The following is an 18,962-nucleotide window of genomic DNA, read 5'->3' as shown; positions in this document are numbered from 1 at the left end:
AATCGGTCGGACCGCCCCGCTCGCTTGGGTGGCGGCCGCCACAATGCCCGCCATGCCACACACCCCCGAACCGAGCTGGATTGCCGGCGCCACCGGCCTTGTGGGCCGGGCGCTGCGCGCCGAGCTGCCCGAGGCCATTGCTCTGGTGCGCAGGCCGCAGCCGGGCGCGATGACGGTGGACTACGCCCGACCCGAGTGCTTCGCCGCCCTGCCCGCGCCCGGCAGCGTCTACATCGCGCTGGGCACGACCATGGCCCAGGCCGGCTCGCGAGAGGCCTTTCGCGCGGTGGACTTCGACGCGGTCGTCGCCGTCGCGCGTGCTGCGCGTGAGGCCGGCGCCACGCGCTGCGGCCTGGTCTCGGCCATGGGCGCGAATGCGCGCTCGGCCGTCTTCTACAACCGGGTCAAGGGCGAGGCCGAGGATGCGCTGATCGCGCTGGGCTTTGAACGCCTCGTCATCGCCCGGCCTTCGCTGCTGGATGGCGAGCGGCCGGACCAGCCACATCGCAGCGGCGAGTCCTGGTCACTGCGACTGGCGCGGCCCATCGCCGGCCTGATCCCCAGGCCCTGGCGGCCCATCACGCCGGGCCGCGTGGCACGTGCGCTGCGGCTTGCGCTCGCGCAAGGCGGCCCGCCCGTGCAAGTGCTTGAATCAGGCGCCATGCAAACCCTGGGAGCCCCATGAAGCTGACCTTCCTCGGCGCCGCCGACACCGTCACCGGCTCGCGCCATCTGCTCACACTCGGCGAGCAGCGTCTGCTGCTCGACGCCGGCCTGTTCCAGGGCTACAAACAACTGCGCGAGCGCAACTGGGCCGCGCTCGGGGCACCCGCCATGCAGCTCGACGCGGTGCTGCTGTCCCACGCCCACCTGGATCACTGCGGCTACCTGCCCGCACTGCGCCGCCAGGGCTTCAAGGGCCCCATCTACACGACCTCGGCGACCCGCGATCTCTGCGACGTGCTGCTGCGCGACAGCGCCCACCTGCAGGAGGAAGACGCCCGCCGCGCCAACCGCGAGCACACCAGCCACCACGAAAAAGCCTTGCCGCTGTACAGCGTGCGCGAGGCCGAGGCGACGCTGAAGGCCTTCGCGCCGCTGCCCCGCGACGGCAAGCTCAGGCTCGGCGCCACTGAGGTGCGCTTCACGCCCGCCGGCCACCTGCTGGGCGCCAGTTCCATCCACGTCAGCCAGGGTGGCCGCAGCCTACTGTTCTCGGGCGACATCGGCCGGGTGAACGACCTGCTGATGCCCGTGCCCCAAGTGCCGCCCGCAGCCGACGTGGTGCTGATCGAATCCACCTACGGCAACCGCCTGCACCCGGCCGAGGACGTGCAGGCGCGGCTGGCGCAGATCCTGCGCACCACCTTCAAGCGCGGCGGCTCGGTGCTGCTGCCCAGCTTCGCCGTCGGCCGCGCGCAGGCGCTGTTGCTGCTGCTGCAGCGGCTGCGCAATGCCGGCGAGCTGCCGCTGGACGTGCCCATCTGGCTGGACAGCCCCATGGCCGAGCAGGCCACCGAGATCACGCTCAAGCACGCTCGGCTGCTGCGCATCTCGGCCAGCGAGGCGCGCAGCCTGACCGACCGCGTCCACTACGTCACCAAGCAGGCCCAGAGCCTCAAGCTCGCTGCCTCGCTGGCCCAGCCGCGCGCGCGGCCGGCCGTCGTCATCTCGGCCAGCGGCATGGCCACCGGCGGGCGGGTGCTGAACTACATCGAGACGCTCGCGCCCCAGGCCCGCCACCACATCGCCTTCCCCGGTTTCCAGGCCGGTGGCACGCGCGGTGCGCGCATGGTGGCGGGCGAGCGCGAGATCAAGATCCGTGGCCGCTGGGTGCCGGTGAGCGCCGAGGTCAGCCACCTGGATGGCCTGTCCGGCCACGCCGACGCCGACGGCCTGCTGCAGTGGCTGCGGGCGCTGCCTCGGCCGCCCGAGCAGGTCTACGTCGTGCACGGCGAACCGGCGGCCGCCGACGCGCTGCGCTGCCGCATCCAGGACGAGCTGGGCCTGCGCGTGCGCGTGCCGCAGCACGGCGAGACCGTCGATTGGTGATGGACGGTCTGGGCCAGGCTTTTGGCGTCCCGGCTGACCTGATCGTCGGGCTGGCCGCCGCACTGGGCAGCGGCCTGCTGATCGGCCTGGAGCGTGAGCGCCACAAGAAGCGCGGGCCGCACCGCGAACCGGCCGGCCTGCGCACCTTCACGCTGGCCGCGCTGGCCGGTGCGCTGTGCCAGGCCTTGCAGGCGCCGGGGCTGCTGGCGGTGGGCGCGCTGGCCATCACGGCGCTGGCCGCCAGCGCGCATCTGCGCAGCCGGGGCCGCGATCCCGGGCTGACGACGGAGATCGCCCTGCTCGTCACCTACCTGATCGGCGCGCTGTGCGTGACGGCGCCCCTGCTGGGCTCGCCGGCGGCCGTCGTCGTGACGGCGCTGCTCGCCGCACGCACGCGGCTGCACCGCTTTGCCACACAGGTGCTGCGCGAGGAGGAGTTGCACGACGGCCTGCTGCTGGGCGCGCTGGCTCTGGTGGTGCTGCCGCTGATGCCGCAAGAGCCCTTGCCCTGGCTGGCTGGCATGAAGGCGCATTCGCTGATGGGCCTGATGTTGCTGCTGCTGGTGCTGCAGGCGGTGGGCCATGTCGCGCTGCGCCTGGCCGGGCCGCAGGCGGGGCTGGCGCTGTCGGGGCTGCTGTCGGGCCTGGTGTCCAGCACGGCCACCATCGCCGCCATGGGCGCCCATGCGCGCAGCGAGCCGGGCCTGGCGCTGGCCTGCGCGGCGGGCGCCGTCATGTCCACCAGCGCGACCTGGCTGCAGGCGCTGCTCATGCTGTTCGCGCTGGCCCCAGCCGCCGCCATGGCGGTGCTGCCCGTGGCGCTGCTGGGCATGGCACTGTGCGGCGGCATGGGCGGGCTGCTGGCGCTGCGCTCGCGCCGTGTCGAGCAGGCCGGCGCTGCGCCCGCCGGCCCGGGCGACGCGGGCCCGCTGCGGCTGCGCGAGGCGCTGGCGTTGTCGCTGATGCTCAGCGCGGTGGCCGTGGCGGTGAGCTGGGCGCGCGAGCACTTCGGCAGCTCGGGCCTGTACGGCGCCGTGGCCCTCGCCGCCTTTGCCGACGCGCATGCGCCCATCGCCTCGCTGGCCGGCCTGCAGGCGGCCGGCAGCATCACGCCGGGTCAGGTCTTGCTTGGCCTGCTGCTGGCCCTGGCGTGCAACAGCGTGACGCGCGGCGTCACGGCGCTGGCCGCAGGCGGCTGGCGCTTTGCGCGCTTCGTCATCCCGGCGCTGGCCCTGCCGCTGGCGCTTGGCATTGGCCTGGCCCTGCTGCTGCCCGGCGGCGCCGCATGAGCGCCGCGCTGGGCCGCCCAAAGCAAGCTCGCTCCCGCCTGGCGGGAGTGAGACCGGACTTGAGATGCCTGATAGGCATCTCAAGCCTGACGAACGCCTGGCCGATCCGTCGGCCGGGCAAGGCCGCAGGCCGAAGGGTGCATCAATGACCGCGCGCGCCGTCGTCACGCCCGCCGAGGTCGACTTCTCCGAACCGGCTGCCCCCGCCTCGCCGGCCTTCGGCGATGTCTACCACTCCCGGGCCGGCGCGCAGGCGCAGTCACGTCATGTCTTTGTTGCCGGCAACGGCCTGCCCGGGCGCTGGCAGGGGCGCGAGCGCTTCGTCGTGCTCGAAACCGGCTTCGGGCTGGGCAACAACTTCCTCGCCACCTGGGACGCCTGGCGACAAGACCCGGCACGCTGCGAGCGGCTCGTCTTCGTCAGCGTTGAGAAGCACCCGCTACGGCGCGACGACCTGACGCGGGCGCATGCAGCCAGCGAGCTGCCCGAACTGGCAGCGCAGCTCATCGAGCGCTGGCCGCCGCTGACTGCGGGGCTGCACACGCTGAGCTTCGAGGGTGGCCGTGTCGAGCTGCTGCTGGGCCTGGGCGACGCCCGCGAACTGCTGCGCGAACTGGTGCTGGAGGCGGACGCGATCTGCCTGGACGGCTTCGCGCCCAAGCTGAACCCTGAGCTGTGGGACGACTGGCTGCTGAAGAGCCTGTCCCGCCATGCCCGGCCCGGCACGACGCTGGCGACGTGGAGCATCCACCGCCCGATGCGCCGGACGCTGACCGCCCTGGGCTTCGGCGTGGCGCTGGCGCAGGGTTTTGCCAACAAGCCGGAGATGACGGTCGCCCGCTTCGCGCCGCGCCACCTGCTGCAGCGCCCGGCCGGCCGCGAGGCGCTGGCGCCCGGTGCGAAGCGCGCCGTCATCCTCGGCGCCGGTCTCGCCGGTGCGGCCTGTGCATGGGCCTTGTCGCGCCAGGGCGTGGCCTGCACCGTCGTCGACGCGCTGCCCGGCCCGGCCCACGCCAGCTCGGGCAACCCGGCCGGCCTCTTCCACGGCACGGTCAACCCCGACGATGGCCCACACGCGCGCTTCAACCGCGCGGCATCGCTGGCCACGCAAAGCCTGCTGGCCGAGCTGGGCCTGCCCCATCAACGCGGCCTGCTGCGGCTGGAGACGCGGCTGGCGCTGGCGCAGATGCTCGAAGCGCCCGGCTATGTGCAGCCGCTGTCCGCCGATGAGGCCTCGGCACGCGCCGGCACGGCGCTGGGCCATCCGGCCTGGTTCTACCCCGGCGGCGGTGCGGTGGACCCGGCCGCCTACGTGCGCGCCATGCTGGCCGCGAGCGCCGCCAAGCTGATGCTGAACACGCCTGTCGCCGCGCTGCGCGAGTGCCCGGGCTGCTGGCAGCTGCTGGCTGCAGACGGCCATCTCATCGACGAAGTGACACTCGTCGTGCTGGCCGGCGGCCACGGCCAGCTGTCCTTGCTCAGTGACTTGGGCCCGCTGGCCGACGACCTGGTCGTGCAGCGCGGCCAGCTCACGCATCTGGCCGACGCGCCCTGGCAGCCGGGCGTGCCCGTGGCCGGTGACGGCTACGCGATCGCCGATGGCCGGGGCGGCGCGTGGTGCGGCGCGACGGCGCAGGACGGTGACCTCGACCCCGACTTGCGCGAAGCCGACCAGGCCGACAACCTGGCCCGCTACGCCCGCCTGGCCGGCCTTGCCGAAGCACCGCAGGCGCCGCTGGCCGGCCGCGTGGCCTGGCGCCTGGTCGCGCCGGACCGCATGCCCCTCATCGGCGGCCTCGCCGCGCCGGGCCCGCTGGCGGCGCAGCTGCGCCTGCAGCCGCGCCGGCCGGGCCTCGTCGTCTGCACCGGCTTCGCGTCGCGCGGCATTGGCTGGGCGGCGCTGGCCGGACGGCTGGTGGCGGCGCTGGCGCTGGGCGCGCCCCGGCCGCTGGAGGCCGAACTGCTGGACGCCATCGACCCGCAGCGCTTCGCGTTGCGCCGGCAACGGCGTTCCGGCAGTTGACCCGCGTTCGAGCAACTATTGCCGCTTTGCAGCGCTGATCGCCCGTCCGCCCCGACAGGCCCGGGCGCACACTCCGCTGGTTTGCCGGCCCATGCCGGCCTTCCTGTTCAAAATTGATGGAGACGACGGCATGTTCGGTTCTGGCAGCGGTTCTCAACGACTGAAGGTGGCGCTGGGCTTGGTGCTCGGCGTGGTCACCATCGGCATCGGCGTGGCGCTCTCGGGCGACAACCCAGGCGCGGCGAAGACCTGGCTCATCGGCAGCCTGGTGGTTGCCTGGGTGGCCGGCCTGTTCGCGCTGGCGACCAGCGGCGGCGGCAGCGGCTCCAGCCTGCATGCCGCGACCGAGGCTGCCGAGGCGCTGGCTCGCTTCGACCTGACCCACCCCATTCCCAGCAACGCGACCGGCGACCTCGGCCGCCTGCTGACTGCACTGGACGGCACGCAGCGTTCGCTGCAGAAGCTGATCGGCGAAGTGCGCGGCGCGGCCGACAGCATCGGCACCGCCAGCGCCGAGATCGCCACCGGCAACCTGGACCTGAGCCAGCGCACAGAGCAGACCGCCAGCAACCTGCAGAACGCCGCCTCGTCGATGTCCGAACTGACCGGCACGGTCAAGCAGACGGCCGACGCCGCGATGACGGCCAACCAGCTCGCCAGCTCGGCCGCTGCGGTGGCCCAGCGAGGTGGCGATGCGGTCTCGCAGGTCGTTGCGACGATGGACCAGATTAGCCACAGCTCGCGCAAGATCAACGAGATCATCGGCACCATCGACGGCATCGCCTTCCAGACCAACATCCTGGCGCTGAACGCGGCCGTGGAAGCCGCGCGAGCCGGCGAGCAAGGCCGCGGCTTCGCGGTCGTGGCCGGCGAGGTGCGCCTGCTGGCCCAGCGCAGCGCCGAGGCGGCCAAGGAGATCAAGAGCCTGATCAGTGCCAGCGTCGAGCGCGTCGACTCCGGCACGCAACAGGTGCAGGCGGCGGGCGCAACGATGACCGAGATCGTTGCCAGCGTGCAGCGTGTGACCGACATCATTGGCGAGATCAGCGCCGCCGCCCGCGAGCAGAGCGAGGGCATCGCCGTCGTCAACGGCTCGGTCGTGCAGCTGGACCAGATGACGCAGCAGAACGCCGCCCTCGTCGAGGAATCGGCCGCTGCGGCGGAGAGCCTGCGCGAGCAGTCGGCCCGCATGGCCGAGGCGATCAGCGTGTTCAAGCTCGGCAACGACCGCCCGCGCCCGGTGGCCAGCCGCGCACCGGCGCCCGCGCACAAGCCGGTGTCTGCACACAAGCCCGCCGCCCCGGCCGCCCGGAAGCCGGCCGCCGCCCCGGTGGCCCGCAAGGCCCCGGCCCCAGCGGCGTCCGCCCCGGCACCACGCCCCGCCCCCGCACCAGCGCCCGCTGGCAGCGACAGCGATTGGGAAACCTTCTGAGGCGCAACGCGCCTCGCCACTGGAAGCCGGGCCTTGCCCGGCTTTTTGCTTTTCAACCTAGATCTGGCAGTTGGGCGCGCCTGAGGGGCTGGCGAGGCGGGTCGCTGGCAAGGCGCGACGACGAAGCGGGCTCCTGCCCACGAGGAGAAGCAACGCGGTCAGCGGCCCGAAGCGCCAGCCCAGCGGGCGTGCAGCGCTGCTCACCGAAGTGGTGACCGACGAGCACTGAGCAAGGTGTTGATGCGTCAAGACTTTCAATGAGTAGCGAGCGCTCAACTGCCGGATCTAGGTTTGGTAGTTGCCCTTGCGCCCGCGGGCCGGGAGCCAGACCTCGCGCTCTATCCAGTGCGCCAGCCGGCCGGCGCGGTCGTCGCGCTGCTCGCGCAGCCACATCAGCACGACCTCGTCGCGCACATAGAGCCCGTCACGCTGCTCAAACAAAGCCTCGGGCCCGCGCCGCTCAAGCACCGCAGCCGGTATCGGCGCGCCGAGTGCCGTCGAGAGGTCTTGCAGCGCCAGCCAGCGCCGGGGCAGCAGTTCGTCGTCCTCGACGCGGATGCGGTGGCCCTTGAACTGGTAGTAGCGCCCTTCCACGGACCGGAAGGCCAGATGGCGCAGGCCGCGCCAGGCCGTGCCAGCCAGGGCCAGCAGGTCCGGCGCCAGCGCCGGCCCCAACGCCCGCGCCGCGATCAAGAGGCCGAGGAGCAGGCCGGCAATACCGCCGATCACCCACCACAGCACGGCCACGGAAACGCCGCCCAGCGCCAGCTTCAGCAGCAGGCTGCGCCACCAGTGGTGGCGCTCGTGCGAGGCCGCGTTGAAGCCGGCCGGTTTGCGCGGCGGGCGGCGCAAGCTCAGAACGTCAGCGTTTTCACGCCGCCGGCACCGCCCAGCAGGCAGACCTGCGCCTTGTGGCGGGCGAACACGCCGACCGTGACGACACCCGGCCACTGGCTGACCTCGGCCTCGAAGGCCAGCGGGTCGGTGATGGCAAGACCTGTCACGTCGAGGATGTGGCCGCCGTTGTCGGTGACGACGCCGGCGCGCAGCTTGGCATCGCCGCCCAGCTTGGCGAAGTGGCGCGTCAGCTGCGCGGCGGCCATGGGGATGATCTCGACGGGCAGCGGGAACTTGCCCAGCGTGGCCACGAGCTTGGATTCGTCGGCGATGCAGACGAACTTCTCGGCCAGGTCGGCGACGATTTTTTCGCGCGTCAGCGCGGCGCCGCCGCCCTTGACCATGAAGCCCTTGCCGTCGATCTCGTCGGCGCCGTCGATGTAGACGGCCAGGGCGGTCACCTCGGTGGCGTCCAGCACCTTGATGCCGTGCTTCAGCAGCCGCTGCGTCGAGCGCTCAGAGCTGGACACGGCGCCGGGGATGGCAATCCCGCTGGCGGCCAGGGCGTCGATGAAGCAGTCCACGGTGGAGCCGGTGCCGACGCCGAGGACCTGGCCCGGGGTGACGTAGTCCAGGGCGGCGCGGCCGACGAGTTGCTTGAGCTGGTCTTGGTTCATGGCCGCGATTTTGCCGGGACGAGCAGCGCCGCCACCCGTCCCGTCTCGCGGCTACTTCATGACGATCTTCTTCGCGGGCGAATCGACCGCCACCTGGCGCTGCCTGTCCCAGTTGGTGAAGCGGTACTCGACCACGTCACCCGCCTTCAGCCCACTGGCCGTGTAGCGGCTGTTGGTGCCGTCCTGGTACAGGCGCACCGTGCGGGCGTCGCCGCCGTTGACGGTGTAGTGCACGTCCACCCAGTCCGGCGCCGTGGCCGAGAAGGCCAGCATGCCCGAGCCGACCTGCACGGCCTGGCCATTCGTCACACCGGTCGGTGCGGCCACACTGGCCAGCGCCATCGGAGCCGCGCCTGCGACGCCGGAGTCCCAGATGATGTCGTCGAAGGCGATCTGGAACTGCGCGTTCGGCAGGGCGCCGTCGACGCTGAAGAACTGGAACATGTCCAGCATGGACTGCAGCGCGATGCGCGGCCCGGCGATCTCGGCCACGGGGATGGTGGCCGTGCCCCATTCACCGTTGCGCACCAGGCCGTAGGCGGTCGTGTTGGCCGGGAAGGTCACCGCGTTCTGGTTGGTGTAGGTGTCCTGCATGCCGATCCTGAAGGCAACGTTGGCCGGCACCTTGATCTTCAGCTTGATGTTGCCGTTACGGAAGCCGCTCATGTCGCGGACCTGGCGCGACTGGATGCTGCCGCCGAACCACTGGCCCGGTGCGAAGTAGCCGAAGGCCAGCACGCCCGTGCCTTCGAACGGCGGGATGTCGCCCGCCGTCATGGAGCCCTGGTTCCAGATGTAGACGTCCGACGACACGCCCGGCACCTGCTTGGCATCGACCGGCGTGTTGTCGGTGAAGACACCGAACTTGCCGGTCTCGGGCTCGATACCCAGGCCCAGCTTCACTTCGCCCTTGCCGTCCAGCTCGTAGACGCGCACGTAGTCGACATAGGTCGTGCCCGGCAGCGGCGCGGTGATCTGCGCCGGCGTGGCGGCGGGCGTGAAGTTGCCGCCCACGGCGAGGTTCAGCAGCAGGTAGAACGGCGCCTGCAGCGCGGGCGAGCCGACCGTGGAAATGGGCGCCTTGTACATGTCGTACTCGCGGCCGTTGTCGAGCACGCTGAAGCGGATCTGCGTGTCCGTCCAATAGAGGCGGTAGGTGACGAAGCGGTTGGCCAGCGAGCGCGACGGCGTGTACCAGTTCTTGGTCTGCCAGGCGGTGGACGCGGCGCAGCTCTCGTTGCCGGGCACGCAGGCGGCCTCGTTGAAGGTGATGACGTTGGCGCCGACGAACTGCTCCGGCGAGATGGCCGGCAGGCCGGCGGGCTGGCGGCCGCCCTGCTCCATGATGTCGATCTCGCCCTTGCGCGGCCAGACCTGCGGGCTGGTGCCCAGCATCCACGCGGCTGGCCACAGGCCCACGCCGACCTTGGGGCTGGCCATACGGACTTCGACCATGCCGTACTTGACCTGCACCTTGCCGGCCGTGTCGATCTTCCCGGAGGTGAACTGGTTGCTGCCGACGACCTCACGCCGGGCCGTGATGGCCAGCGCGCGCGTGGCCGGCTCGAAGGGCACGTTGGCGATGCTGAGGTTGTTGGGGCTGTAGTACTGCAGCTCCTGGTTGCCGTAGCCGCACAGGCCGATCTGGCAGCCGTTGCCGGTGGTGGCGGTCCAGATGGAGCCGTCCAGGCTGGCGCCGTTGAATTCCTCGGACCAGAGCAGCTTGCCGATGACGGGGCTGGTGACGCTGGCGGACGCGGCGGCGCTGACGGCCACCAGCGCGGCGCCCACGAGGGCCCGGGCGATGTGTTGACGGGTCATGGCGTTCATCCTTGCTGGCGGGTGTTGGACTTGCGGCGGGCGACGGCGGCAAGCAGCAGGCCGCCAGCGAACATCAGGCCGTAGGTGGACGGCTCGGGCACGGCGCTGGTGACCGTGATGCGTGCGCCCGGCATGCCGGTGAACGAGGAGTCGACGCTCGTCCAGACTCCCGACGACGTGCTGACGGCATACGCGGCCGGCCCGGCGTCGGTGCCGCTCTGCCATTGGCCTTCGAAGCCGGCATCCGCCACCGCGACCAGCCAGTAGCTGCCAGCGTCCAGCGACCAGCCGCTGGGCGACACCAGCGTGTTGTGCACGAACGCATCGACGGAGGTCGGATCGACATGGGTGCTGTGGAGCCAGGCAAGGCTGCCCGGCAGCGCGCCCTGGCGGGCCACGACGCCGAGCGTGACGCCCCCGCTGCCGTCCACGCGGACAAGCGACGTCAGGATGGACTGGATGGATGTTGCGCTGGCGATGTCGAAGGGGATGGCGATGTCTTCACCGAAGCGCAGCGGGTTGGGCCAGCCGGTGAGCCAGCCGGTGTCTTCGTTGAAGGTGTCGAGCACGACGGTTTGGGCGCCGGCCTGCGCGGCGAGACCGCACAGCAGCAAGACAGCGGCGGCCTTGGAGAGGGCATGGATGTGGAATTGCATGGGGTTCTCCGTGGTTCTCAGGCGCGACGGCGGCGGACAGCCATGCCCAGGACGGCCAGCCCGCCGGCCAACAGCGCGTAGCTGCTGGGCTCGGGGACGGGGGCCGTCGTCAGCGTCAGCTGGATGTCGTCGACGTAGATCGCATTGACGCGGCCATCCAGCAGCGGACCGACGGCGGTGTTGATGAAGAAGCGGACTGCCTGGGCGCCGGCCGGAATGGCCGCCGCTTGGAAGCTGATCTGCGTCCAATCGGTCTTGGCGTTGCCGTCCATGAAGTGCTGCAAGCCGCTGTCGTACAGAACCACACCGCCGTCGCCGATGTAGCTCAGCGAGTACTTGGCGTTGCCGGTGGGGCTCACATCGCCCTTGACCCAGAAGTTCAGCCACGGGGTGTCACCGACGTTGGCTGCCGTCAGCGCCGGCAGACCGCCGTCGCCCAGGGAGTTCTGTTCCAGCGCGGACCCGCCGAAGCCACCGGGCCGGCTCAGCAGCATCGAATGCGCGCCGGTGTGGGCTTCGTCGGACAGCACCGGGGCGGACGAATCACCCCCTGCCCAACCGAATGGCAGGTTGGTGGCGGGGTTGATGGTCTCAAACCCGCCGTTGGCAATGCCATTGGTGGTCGCTGCGCCCGCAGCGCCAGCAAGCAACAGGGTGGCGATGGCCACAGGGGCCTTCAGATTCAGCATGTCGTCTCCTTGGTTTTGGGTACGGGTTCATCCCGTGCGAGGCGACGACGTACTGCTGTCGGTCGCCGAAAGTGAAAGCGCTTTCTGAAAGCGCTTTCAGCAAACGGCGCGACATTAGGGGCCTTGCAGAAGGCTGTCAATGTGGTGTGCCCTGCCCCAAGGGAAAGCAGGGGGCAGTCGCTCAGGCCGGGTAGAAGCGGCCGTGGAAGCCGTAGGGCACGGCATAGGGCAGCCAGGCGCGGGCCAACGGACCGCCGGCCAGGCGCATCGCGTCGAACACGCTCAGGAAACTGCGACGGCGCTTCACGTCGTAGCCCATGCCGACCAGCCAGCCTTCGCCTTCGCGGGTGCTGCCGGGCTTGGGCACCAGCACATGCTCCTCGACGACCACGTCGTTGCCGAAGCTGAAGCGCTCGCGGGCGCCGCTGTCGATGTCCAGCCGCATCAGGCCGTTGAAGCCCCAACGCGCGCCGGTGTCGACGGCCGTGGGGTACCAGACGAAGCGATGCCGTTGCGCCACCACGCGCGGGTCGACGACCGGGAACTCGACGGCCTCGCTGCGCGCGGTGACGCTCAGCCGGCCGGTTAGCAGATCGATCTCCAACACGCGCGGCGTGGAGTCGGCACGCACCGGCCGCTCGCCGCGCATCATCTGCTCGGCGGCCGCGTTGAACTCGGGCAGCGGCACGCCTTGCACATAGTCCACGCGCAGCAGGCGGCCGTCGTCCCAGGCATTGCCGAAGTGGAAGACATGGCTGGCCGGCATCTCGTGGACGCGGCGCTTGCTGAAATCCGCCTTATCGATGACGAGCACGCGCGTGGGCTGATCGGCGCCCCAGCGCATCGCCTCCAGCATGGACTGGCCGCCGCGAACGGCCGCCCAGTCCATCGTGATGGGCGCGAGCAGGAAGACGAGGTGGCGCTGCGACACGGCGAAGTCATGCAGCATGGCCGGCGCCTTCACATCAAGCACGGCGTGGCGGCGCACCTGGCCGTCGGCGCCGATCTGGTAGACCGCGAGCCGGCCGTTGGCGGTGCCGAAGTTCCACACCGTGCCGTCCGCCTCCACCTTGGGATGGGCCGAGAACGGCATGCCGCGCAACTCGTCCGACCAGGCCTTGACGCCGCGCGTGGCCAGCGTCGCCGGGTCCAGTTCGTAGGCGCTGCCGCCCTCCCACAAGGCGTAGAGCGAGTTGCCTTGCAGCAGCACGCTGGTGTTCGCAGCGTTGACGCTGTCCGACCCGCGCACCGGGCGCTCGGCGGGGATGGCGGTGCCGAAGGCGGGCAGCAGGAAGCGGCCGGCCTCCTGCTCGGCGCGGAACTTCTCGGTCTGCACGAAGCGGGCGCGGTGGTTCACGCGGCCATCGGCCAAGGTCCAGGCCTGCAGCAACCCGTCACCATCGAACCAGTGCCGGTAGCGCTGGCCGGCACGCTGCATCAGGCCGGGGCCGTTGCGGAAGTAGCGACCGCTCAAGCCGGCGGGCAGGCGGCCTTCGATGGCGGCGGCAGGGGCGTCCAGCGCCTCGCCACCCAGGCCCCGCAGCGGCGCCAGCTCCGGCGCATCGACGGCAAAGCCCGGCAGGCCGAGCGCCAGCAGTTCTGGACTGATACCCCCGGCCAGCAGCGCAGCGAGGAGTGAGCGGCGCGTCGTGCTCATCGCTGATCCGTCAGTTCAGGCGAACCTTGACGGCGGTGCCGGAAACCGGCGTCAGCACGGCCTGCTCGAACTTGGGCGGGCCAAAGCTGCCGCTGGCGTTGTTCGAAAAGCCGTAGGGCTCGGTCGGCATGCCCATCGCGTTCATGTCCAGCTTGCCGTTGCCGTTGGCGTCCTGGTACAGGCTCAAGGCCAGGCGACCTGCGGGCAGGTTCTTCAGCACGACGGTCACCTTGCCGCCGACCGCCGCATCCAGCGCGAACCGCTGGCCCGAGGCCGCGTTGTTCAGCCACTGGCCGGCTTCGGTGTAGATGCCGACCAGCAGCGCGGCGCCGGCCGTGCGGCTGGCGTCCAGGCCCTCGACTTCCAGGGTGACGTCGGCCGCTTGGCTGCTCAGCGGCAGCAGGGCGATCAGGGCGGCAGTGAGCAGGACTTTCTTCATCGCGATCTCCAGGTTCAGCAGTGGGAATGGCTGAATTCTGAAAACCGCCCCGCCGCCGCGCGAGCGCGCTGCGACGGTTGGCGTCTGGCCGGCGTGAACGGTGGCGCTGCCGCCGTCAGCCGCGCCGCTTGCGCACCGCAGTGGCCAGTTCGCGCAGCAGCGGCTCCGTCTGCGCCCAGCCCAGGCAGGCGTCGGTGATGGACACACCGGGCTTGAGGTCGGCCTTGGTCTGGCCCTCGGCCAGGTCTTGCCTGCCCGGTTGCAGGTGGCTCTCAATCATGACGCCGGTGATGCGTGCATCGCCGCCGGCGATCTGGCCCGCCACGTCCCGGCCCACGTCGATCTGGCGCTCGTACTTCTTGCTGGAATTGGCGTGCGAGAAGTCGACCATGACCTGCTCGCGCAGGCCCGAGGCCTTCAGCGCATCGCAGGCGGCGCTGACCGAAGCCGCGTCGTAGTTGGGCGCCTTGCCGCCGCGCAGGATGACGTGGCAGTCCGAATTGCCGCGCGTCTCGAAGATGGCGGCCGTGCCCATCTTGGTCATGCCCATGAACGCGTGGGCGCTGCTGGCGGCCAGCACGGCGTCGCTGGCGACCTTGATGCCGCCGTCCGTGCCGTTCTTGAAGCCGACCGGGCAGGAGAGGCCCGAGGCCAGCTGGCGGTGGCTCTGGCTCTCCGTCGTGCGCGCGCCGATGGCGCCCCAGGCGATCAGGTCGGAGATGTATTGCGGCGACAGCAGATCGAGGAACTCGGTGCCCGCCGGCAGACCCAGGCCATTGATGTCCAGCAACAGCTGGCGGGCCAGGCGCAGGCCCTCGTTCATGTGGAAGCTGCCATCCAGGCGCGGGTCGTTGATGTAGCCCTTCCAGCCCACCGTCGTGCGCGGCTTCTCGAAATAGACGCGCATGACGACCAGCAGGTCGCGGCTCAGCTCCTCGCGCGCGGCCTTCAGCAGGTGGGCGTACTGCATCGCCTGGTCATGGTCGTGGATGGAGCAGGGGCCGACGATGACCAGCAGCCGGTCGTCTCGGCCATGCAGCACGTCGCTGATCTCCTGGCGCGCCTTCTCGACCAGCTCCAGCGTCGCGTCGGGAATAGGCAGCTCTTCCAGCAGCAGCGCCGGGCTGATCAGCGCGCGCACGGCGCCGATGCGGGTGTCGTCGGTACGCGTGGTGTCGCGCGTTTCGTCGCGCGAGCCAACTTCACGGTCGTGGCTGGGGTCGTCGAGGGGTTTCATGTGGGGCTCCGGGGCAAGCCCGGCATTGTCACTTCTTGCCCGCTGCCGCGCACACCGCCAGTGCAGACAGCGCGAAGCCGGCCACCGCCAGCGGCGCCAGCCGCTCGCCCAGCAGCACGAAGCCCATCAGTGCCGACACGCCCGGGATCAGGAAGAACAGCCGCGCCACCTGCCCCGCCTGGCCGCGCCGAATCATGACGAACATCAGGCTGAAGGCGCCGATGGAGTTGACGAGGGCCAGCCACAGCCAGGCACCCATCAGCTCAAAAGTCCAGTCGATGGCGAAGCCCTCCAGCGGCCCCGCAACGGCAGCCACGGCCGCCGCCGACACGGCCATCTGGATGCCGGCGCCGCTGCGCAAGTCCATGTGGGCGCAGAAGCGCTTCTGGTACAGCGTGCCGGCGACCAGGCCCAGCAGGCCAAGGCTCGCGACGGCATAGGCCGTCCAGGCGCCGCCCAGGGGCTTGTCGGCGATGACCAGCGCCACGCCAGCCAGGCCGCCCAGCAGGCCCAGCGTCTGCCGGGCATTCAGCCGCTCGGCCAGCCACAGGTGCGCGCCCAGCGCCGTCGCCAGCGGCATCAACCCGATCAGCAGTCCGGCCACGCCAGCGCTCAAGCCCCACTGCAGCGCGAAGTAGATGCAGGAGAAGTGCAGCACCTGCATCAGCAGCCCGACGACAGCCAGATGCACCCAGCCGCGCACACGCTGCGGCCAGGGCGCGCCAGTGGCGCCTGCGACCGCCAGCAGCACGACGGCAGCCAGGCCGAAGCGAAGCGTCAGCAGCGTCAGGGGCCCGGTGTGCGGCAAGGCGATCTTGCCGGCCACATAGCCGCTGCTCCACAACAGGATGAACAGCAGCGGCAGACTGGACGCGGCGACGGCGGACAACAGCTGAGCCGAGCGGCTGGGCGGCAACGACCGGGTCAGGCAGGGCGACAAGGTGGAGGACATGGCGGCTCTCTTGAAACGCAGGGCTCGACTCTAGAAATCAAATCCACGAGACACAATCGGCCACAAATTCGACTCAGAGTTTCCAAACGGAGCACAGCCATGGGACGCCTCGAAGACCTGCAAGCCTTTGCCCGCGTCGTCGACGCCCGCAGCTTCTCCGGCGCCGCACGGCTGCTGGGCACGACCAAGTCGGCCATCAGCAAACAGGTGGTGCGGCTGGAAGACCAGCTCGGCACACGGCTGCTGCACCGCACGACACGCAGCGTCAGCCCCACCGCCGAGGGCCGCGCCGTCCACGACCGTGCGCTACGACTGCTGGACGAGGCGCAAGCGCTGGAAACCGAACTTGCCGGCCGCCGCGACGAGCCGCGCGGCGTACTGCGGCTGTCGGTGTCGACGGCCTTCGGCAACCTGCAGTTCACGGCGCTGATGGCCGAGTTCTGTGCCCGCCACCCACAGATCGACGTCGTGCTGGGCCTGAACGACCGATACGTGGACCTGGCCGAGGAAGGCTTCGATGTGGTGCTGCGGCTGACGCACAAGCCGTCCGACGGGCTGGTGGCGCGGCGGCTGGCGGCCATCCGCTTCGTGCTGTGCGCTTCACCGGCCTACCTCGCGGCGCAGGGCGAGCCGCAGACCGTGGCCGACATCGCCGGTCACCGCTGCCTGCGCTTCGGCTATCTGCAATCGCCCGACCGTTGGCGCTTCCGGCATGCCGAGCAGGGTGAAGCCGAGGTCGAGACCCGCGGCTCACTGCGCTTCGAGAGCGGGCTGACCGCCAACAGCAGCGAGAGCCTGCGTGTGGCGGCACTGGCCGGCATGGGCCTGGCCGTGCTGCCGACCTACGCCATTGGTGCCGACCTGCGCGCCGGGCGCCTGCGGGCCGTGCTGCCCGGCTGGCAGCAGGTCGGCGGCCTGGCGGACGCCCACACGCTCTACGCCGTCTACCTGCCGAGCCGCCACCCAGCACCCAAGGTGCGCGCGCTGATCGACTTCATGCTGGAGAAGATGGGCGACGTGCCGCCGTGGGACCGTGACTGAGAGAATCCGGCGCTATGCCACTGATCCCCTACGCCTTCGCCCGCCCCTTCCTGTTTGGCCTCGATGCAGAACACGCGCACGAACTGACCCTCAACAGCATCGCCAGGCTGCAGAACACGCCCGCGCAACTGCTGTGGTGTGGCGAGCGCATCAGCGACCCGGTCACGATTGCCGGCCTGCGCTTCCGCAACCGCATCGGCCTGGCCGCCGGCCTGGACAAGAACGGCCGCTGCATCGACGGCTTCGGCGCGATGGGCTTCGGCTTCATCGAGGTGGGCACCGTGACGCCCAAGGGCCAGCCCGGCAACGACAAGCCGCGCATGTTCCGCCTGCCCGAGGCCCATGCGCTGATCAACCGCCTGGGCTTCAACAACGAAGGTCTGGCCAGCTTCATCGCCAACGTGCAACGCGCCCACAGCTTCCGCAAGGCCGGCGGCATCCTGGGCCTGAACATCGGCAAGAACGCCGCCACGCCCATCGAGAATGCGGCCGACGACTACCTGCTCGGGCTGGACGGCGTGTTCCCCTACGCCGACTACATCACCGTCAACATCTCCAGCCCCAACACCAAGAACCTGCGCGCGCTGCAGAGCGACGAGGCGCTGGACGCGCTGTTGTCGCGCCTGCAGGAACGCAAGCTGCAGTTGCAAGGCCAGACCGGCCGCAAGGTGCCGATGTTCGTCAAGATCGCGCCCGACCTGGAGGAAGCGCAGGTCGCCGTCATCGCCCAGACGCTGAAGGCCAACGGCATCGACGGCGTCATCGCGACGAACACGACCATTGCGCGCGACAAGGTGCAAGGCCTGACCCATGCGAACGAAACCGGCGGCCTGTCCGGCGCGCCCGTCTTCGAGGCCAGCAACCGCGTCATCCGCCTGCTGCGCGCGGCGCTGCCAGCCGGCTATCCCATCATCGGCGTGGGCGGCGTGCTCAGCGGCGCCGATGCACGCGCCAAGATCGAAGCCGGCGCCGACCTCGTGCAGGTCTACACCGGTCTCATATACAAGGGCCCGGCCCTCGTCAGCGACTGCGCGCGAGCCCTCGCCCAACGCTGAACCCAACGCCATGCGCCTCGCCGCCCTCGCCCTCAGCACCGCCCTGCTCGCCGGTTGCGCGACGGCGCCCACCCTGCTGCCGGGCAGCAGCCGCAGCGAGGACGTCATCGCCGCCTACGGCCAGCCCAAGCGCATCTGGCCCGAGGCCGATGGCGGCCGCACGCTGGAGTATTCAAGTCAGCCCATGGGCCGGCATTGCTACATGGTTCGCCTGACGGCCGATGGCCGGCTGGTGAGCATCGAGGACGGCCTCTCCGCCGCCAACCGCGCCCGCATCGAGCCCGGCATGACGCCGGAGCAGGTCAGCCGCCGTCTCGGCACCGAGCGCAGCCGCGTCTTCTTTCCCCTGAGCGGAGAAGACGTGTGGGACTGGACGATCGAGCCGGACCAGACAGGCTATGGGCTGCGCTTCAACGTGCACTTCAAGGCCGGCGTGGTCACGCGCACGACGCAGAGCATGGTCTTCCCCAGCCGCCGATTTCCGGGCATGGACGACTGACCCAGACGAAAAACGCCCCGGTGCATGAGGCACCGGGGCGTTTCAGAACCAAGCAGCGGGGTCAGGAGACCCCGCAGATCCGCATGGATCAGTCGTTGCGACGACGGCGCGAAGCCACGAAGCCGACGATGCCCAAGCCAGCGGCCAGCATTGCGTAGGTTTCGGGTTCCGGCACCGGGGTGGCGACAGCCGTGGAAGTCAACGTGTAGCTGCCGGGCTTGAAGGCCGCGACCAGGTAGTAGTAGCTGCCAGCAGCCAGGCTGTTCGTGTCCGAAGCAGAAAAACTGGGGGAACCAATACCCCAGCTGTCGACGAGCGAGTTGCTCGCCGTGTAAAGGCCGACGGAACCCACAATGCCGCTTGCAGCGAAAGTCGTGGTCACGTCGAACGCGCTACCCAGCGTGAAAGCGTAGGTGTCGAAGCCCATGGCGGCAGGCGCTTCGACGGCGAACTTGAACGAACCGTGATCGCCACCGTCGAAATCGGTAACGGAAACTGCATGGGCGCTGGTGACGCTCAGTGCAGCGATGGCGGTTGCAACCGCAAGGGACTTGAATTTCATGGATTAACTCCTGAGACCAACAAAATGATGGACAGCGAAGTCAT

Annotated in this window: 17 protein-coding genes and 1 pseudogene; 8 read left to right on the top strand and 10 right to left on the bottom strand. The window is 70.3% G+C overall.

Going from position 1 to position 18,962, the window contains the following annotated elements; all coding sequences use genetic code 11:
• Nucleotides 1-52: 52 nt before the first annotated feature.
• The 5 genes and pseudogenes from ACG00Y_RS14085 to ACG00Y_RS14065 form a co-directional block, all read left to right on the top strand.
• Nucleotides 53-685 carry a Rossmann-fold NAD(P)-binding domain-containing protein gene (locus ACG00Y_RS14085; protein WP_394479816.1) on the top strand — a complete coding sequence of 211 codons (633 nt, stop codon included), beginning with the start codon at nt 53-55 and terminating at the stop codon, nt 683-685.
• Nucleotides 682-2,052 carry an MBL fold metallo-hydrolase RNA specificity domain-containing protein gene (locus tag ACG00Y_RS14080; protein WP_394479814.1) on the top strand — a complete coding sequence of 457 codons (1,371 nt, stop codon included), beginning with the start codon at nt 682-684 and terminating at the stop codon, nt 2,050-2,052. The genes ACG00Y_RS14085 and ACG00Y_RS14080 overlap by 4 nt, the downstream gene beginning before the upstream one ends.
• Nucleotides 2,052-3,341, top strand: coding sequence for an MgtC/SapB family protein (locus ACG00Y_RS14075; RefSeq protein ID WP_394479812.1), 1,290 nt, complete (start codon nt 2,052-2,054; stop codon nt 3,339-3,341). Before ACG00Y_RS14080 ends, ACG00Y_RS14075 begins: the two co-directional genes overlap by 1 nt.
• Nucleotides 3,342-3,486: 145 nt before the next feature.
• Complete coding sequence (mnmC, locus tag ACG00Y_RS14070; RefSeq protein WP_394479810.1) at nt 3,487-5,364, top strand: bifunctional tRNA (5-methylaminomethyl-2-thiouridine)(34)-methyltransferase MnmC2/FAD-dependent 5-carboxymethylaminomethyl-2-thiouridine(34) oxidoreductase MnmC1; 1,878 nt, start codon at nt 3,487-3,489, stop codon at nt 5,362-5,364.
• A 331-nt stretch (nt 5,365-5,695) separates the two neighbouring features.
• Nucleotides 5,696-6,796: pseudogene (locus tag ACG00Y_RS14065) on the top strand (methyl-accepting chemotaxis protein); the annotation flags it as partial.
• 285 nt (nt 6,797-7,081) lie between these two features.
• On the opposite strand, the gene ACG00Y_RS14060 reads toward ACG00Y_RS14065, so the two are convergent.
• From ACG00Y_RS14060 to ACG00Y_RS14020, 9 genes are all read right to left on the bottom strand, one after another.
• Entirely contained in the window at nt 7,082-7,648 is a 567-nt protein-coding gene (locus ACG00Y_RS14060) for a hypothetical protein (protein ID WP_394479806.1), read from the bottom strand.
• Nucleotides 7,649-7,650: 2 nt separating this feature from the next.
• Entirely contained in the window at nt 7,651-8,310 is a 660-nt protein-coding gene (gene rpiA, locus ACG00Y_RS14055; protein ID WP_394479804.1) for a ribose-5-phosphate isomerase RpiA, read from the bottom strand.
• Nucleotides 8,311-8,361: 51 nt separating this feature from the next.
• Nucleotides 8,362-10,131, bottom strand: a complete 1,770-nt coding sequence (locus ACG00Y_RS14050) for a glycoside hydrolase family 16 protein (protein ID WP_394479802.1) — start codon at nt 10,129-10,131, stop codon at nt 8,362-8,364.
• A 5-nt stretch (nt 10,132-10,136) separates the two neighbouring features.
• Entirely contained in the window at nt 10,137-10,787 is a 651-nt protein-coding gene (locus ACG00Y_RS14045) for a PEP-CTERM sorting domain-containing protein (RefSeq protein WP_394479800.1), read from the bottom strand.
• Nucleotides 10,788-10,804: 17 nt separating this feature from the next.
• A complete protein-coding gene (locus tag ACG00Y_RS14040) occupies nt 10,805-11,476 on the bottom strand; it encodes a PEP-CTERM sorting domain-containing protein (RefSeq protein WP_394479799.1) in 672 nt (223 codons plus the stop codon).
• A gap of 181 nt (nt 11,477-11,657) precedes the next feature.
• On the bottom strand, nt 11,658-13,133 hold the full coding sequence (locus tag ACG00Y_RS14035) for a carotenoid oxygenase family protein (RefSeq protein ID WP_394479797.1): 1,476 nt from the start codon (nt 13,131-13,133) through the stop codon (nt 11,658-11,660).
• A gap of 10 nt (nt 13,134-13,143) precedes the next feature.
• Nucleotides 13,144-13,572 (bottom strand): DUF2141 domain-containing protein, encoded by a 429-nt coding sequence (locus ACG00Y_RS14030; RefSeq protein WP_394479795.1) that lies wholly within the window; start codon nt 13,570-13,572, stop codon nt 13,144-13,146.
• Nucleotides 13,573-13,687: 115 nt separating this feature from the next.
• Complete coding sequence (locus ACG00Y_RS14025) at nt 13,688-14,809, bottom strand: 3-deoxy-7-phosphoheptulonate synthase (protein ID WP_394479793.1); 1,122 nt, start codon at nt 14,807-14,809, stop codon at nt 13,688-13,690.
• 28 nt (nt 14,810-14,837) lie between these two features.
• Nucleotides 14,838-15,761, bottom strand: coding sequence for a DMT family transporter (locus tag ACG00Y_RS14020; RefSeq protein WP_394479791.1), 924 nt, complete (start codon nt 15,759-15,761; stop codon nt 14,838-14,840).
• Nucleotides 15,762-15,860: 99 nt separating this feature from the next.
• Between ACG00Y_RS14020 and ACG00Y_RS14015 the strand changes: the two genes are divergently transcribed.
• The 3 genes from ACG00Y_RS14015 to ACG00Y_RS14005 are packed head-to-tail and all read left to right on the top strand — an operon-like array spanning nt 15,861 to nt 18,356.
• The gene (locus ACG00Y_RS14015; protein ID WP_394479789.1) at nt 15,861-16,802 is read left to right on the top strand and encodes a LysR family transcriptional regulator; all 942 of its coding nucleotides are present in this window, start codon (nt 15,861-15,863) and stop codon (nt 16,800-16,802) included.
• 14 nt (nt 16,803-16,816) lie between these two features.
• Nucleotides 16,817-17,857, top strand: coding sequence for a quinone-dependent dihydroorotate dehydrogenase (locus ACG00Y_RS14010; protein WP_394479787.1), 1,041 nt, complete (start codon nt 16,817-16,819; stop codon nt 17,855-17,857).
• 10 nt (nt 17,858-17,867) lie between these two features.
• Nucleotides 17,868-18,356 (top strand): outer membrane protein assembly factor BamE, encoded by a 489-nt coding sequence (locus tag ACG00Y_RS14005; RefSeq protein WP_394479785.1) that lies wholly within the window; start codon nt 17,868-17,870, stop codon nt 18,354-18,356.
• An 88-nt stretch (nt 18,357-18,444) separates the two neighbouring features.
• On the opposite strand, the gene ACG00Y_RS14000 is transcribed toward ACG00Y_RS14005, so the two are convergent.
• Nucleotides 18,445-18,918, bottom strand: coding sequence for an FxDxF family PEP-CTERM protein (locus ACG00Y_RS14000; protein WP_394479783.1), 474 nt, complete (start codon nt 18,916-18,918; stop codon nt 18,445-18,447).
• Nucleotides 18,919-18,962 lie beyond the last annotated feature (44 nt).

Origin of the sequence: Pelomonas parva (genome assembly GCF_043555835.1) — a bacterium.
Lineage (GTDB): Bacteria > Pseudomonadota > Gammaproteobacteria > Burkholderiales > Burkholderiaceae_C > Pelomonas > Pelomonas parva.
This window is presented reverse-complemented; position numbering and strand designations above follow the sequence as displayed.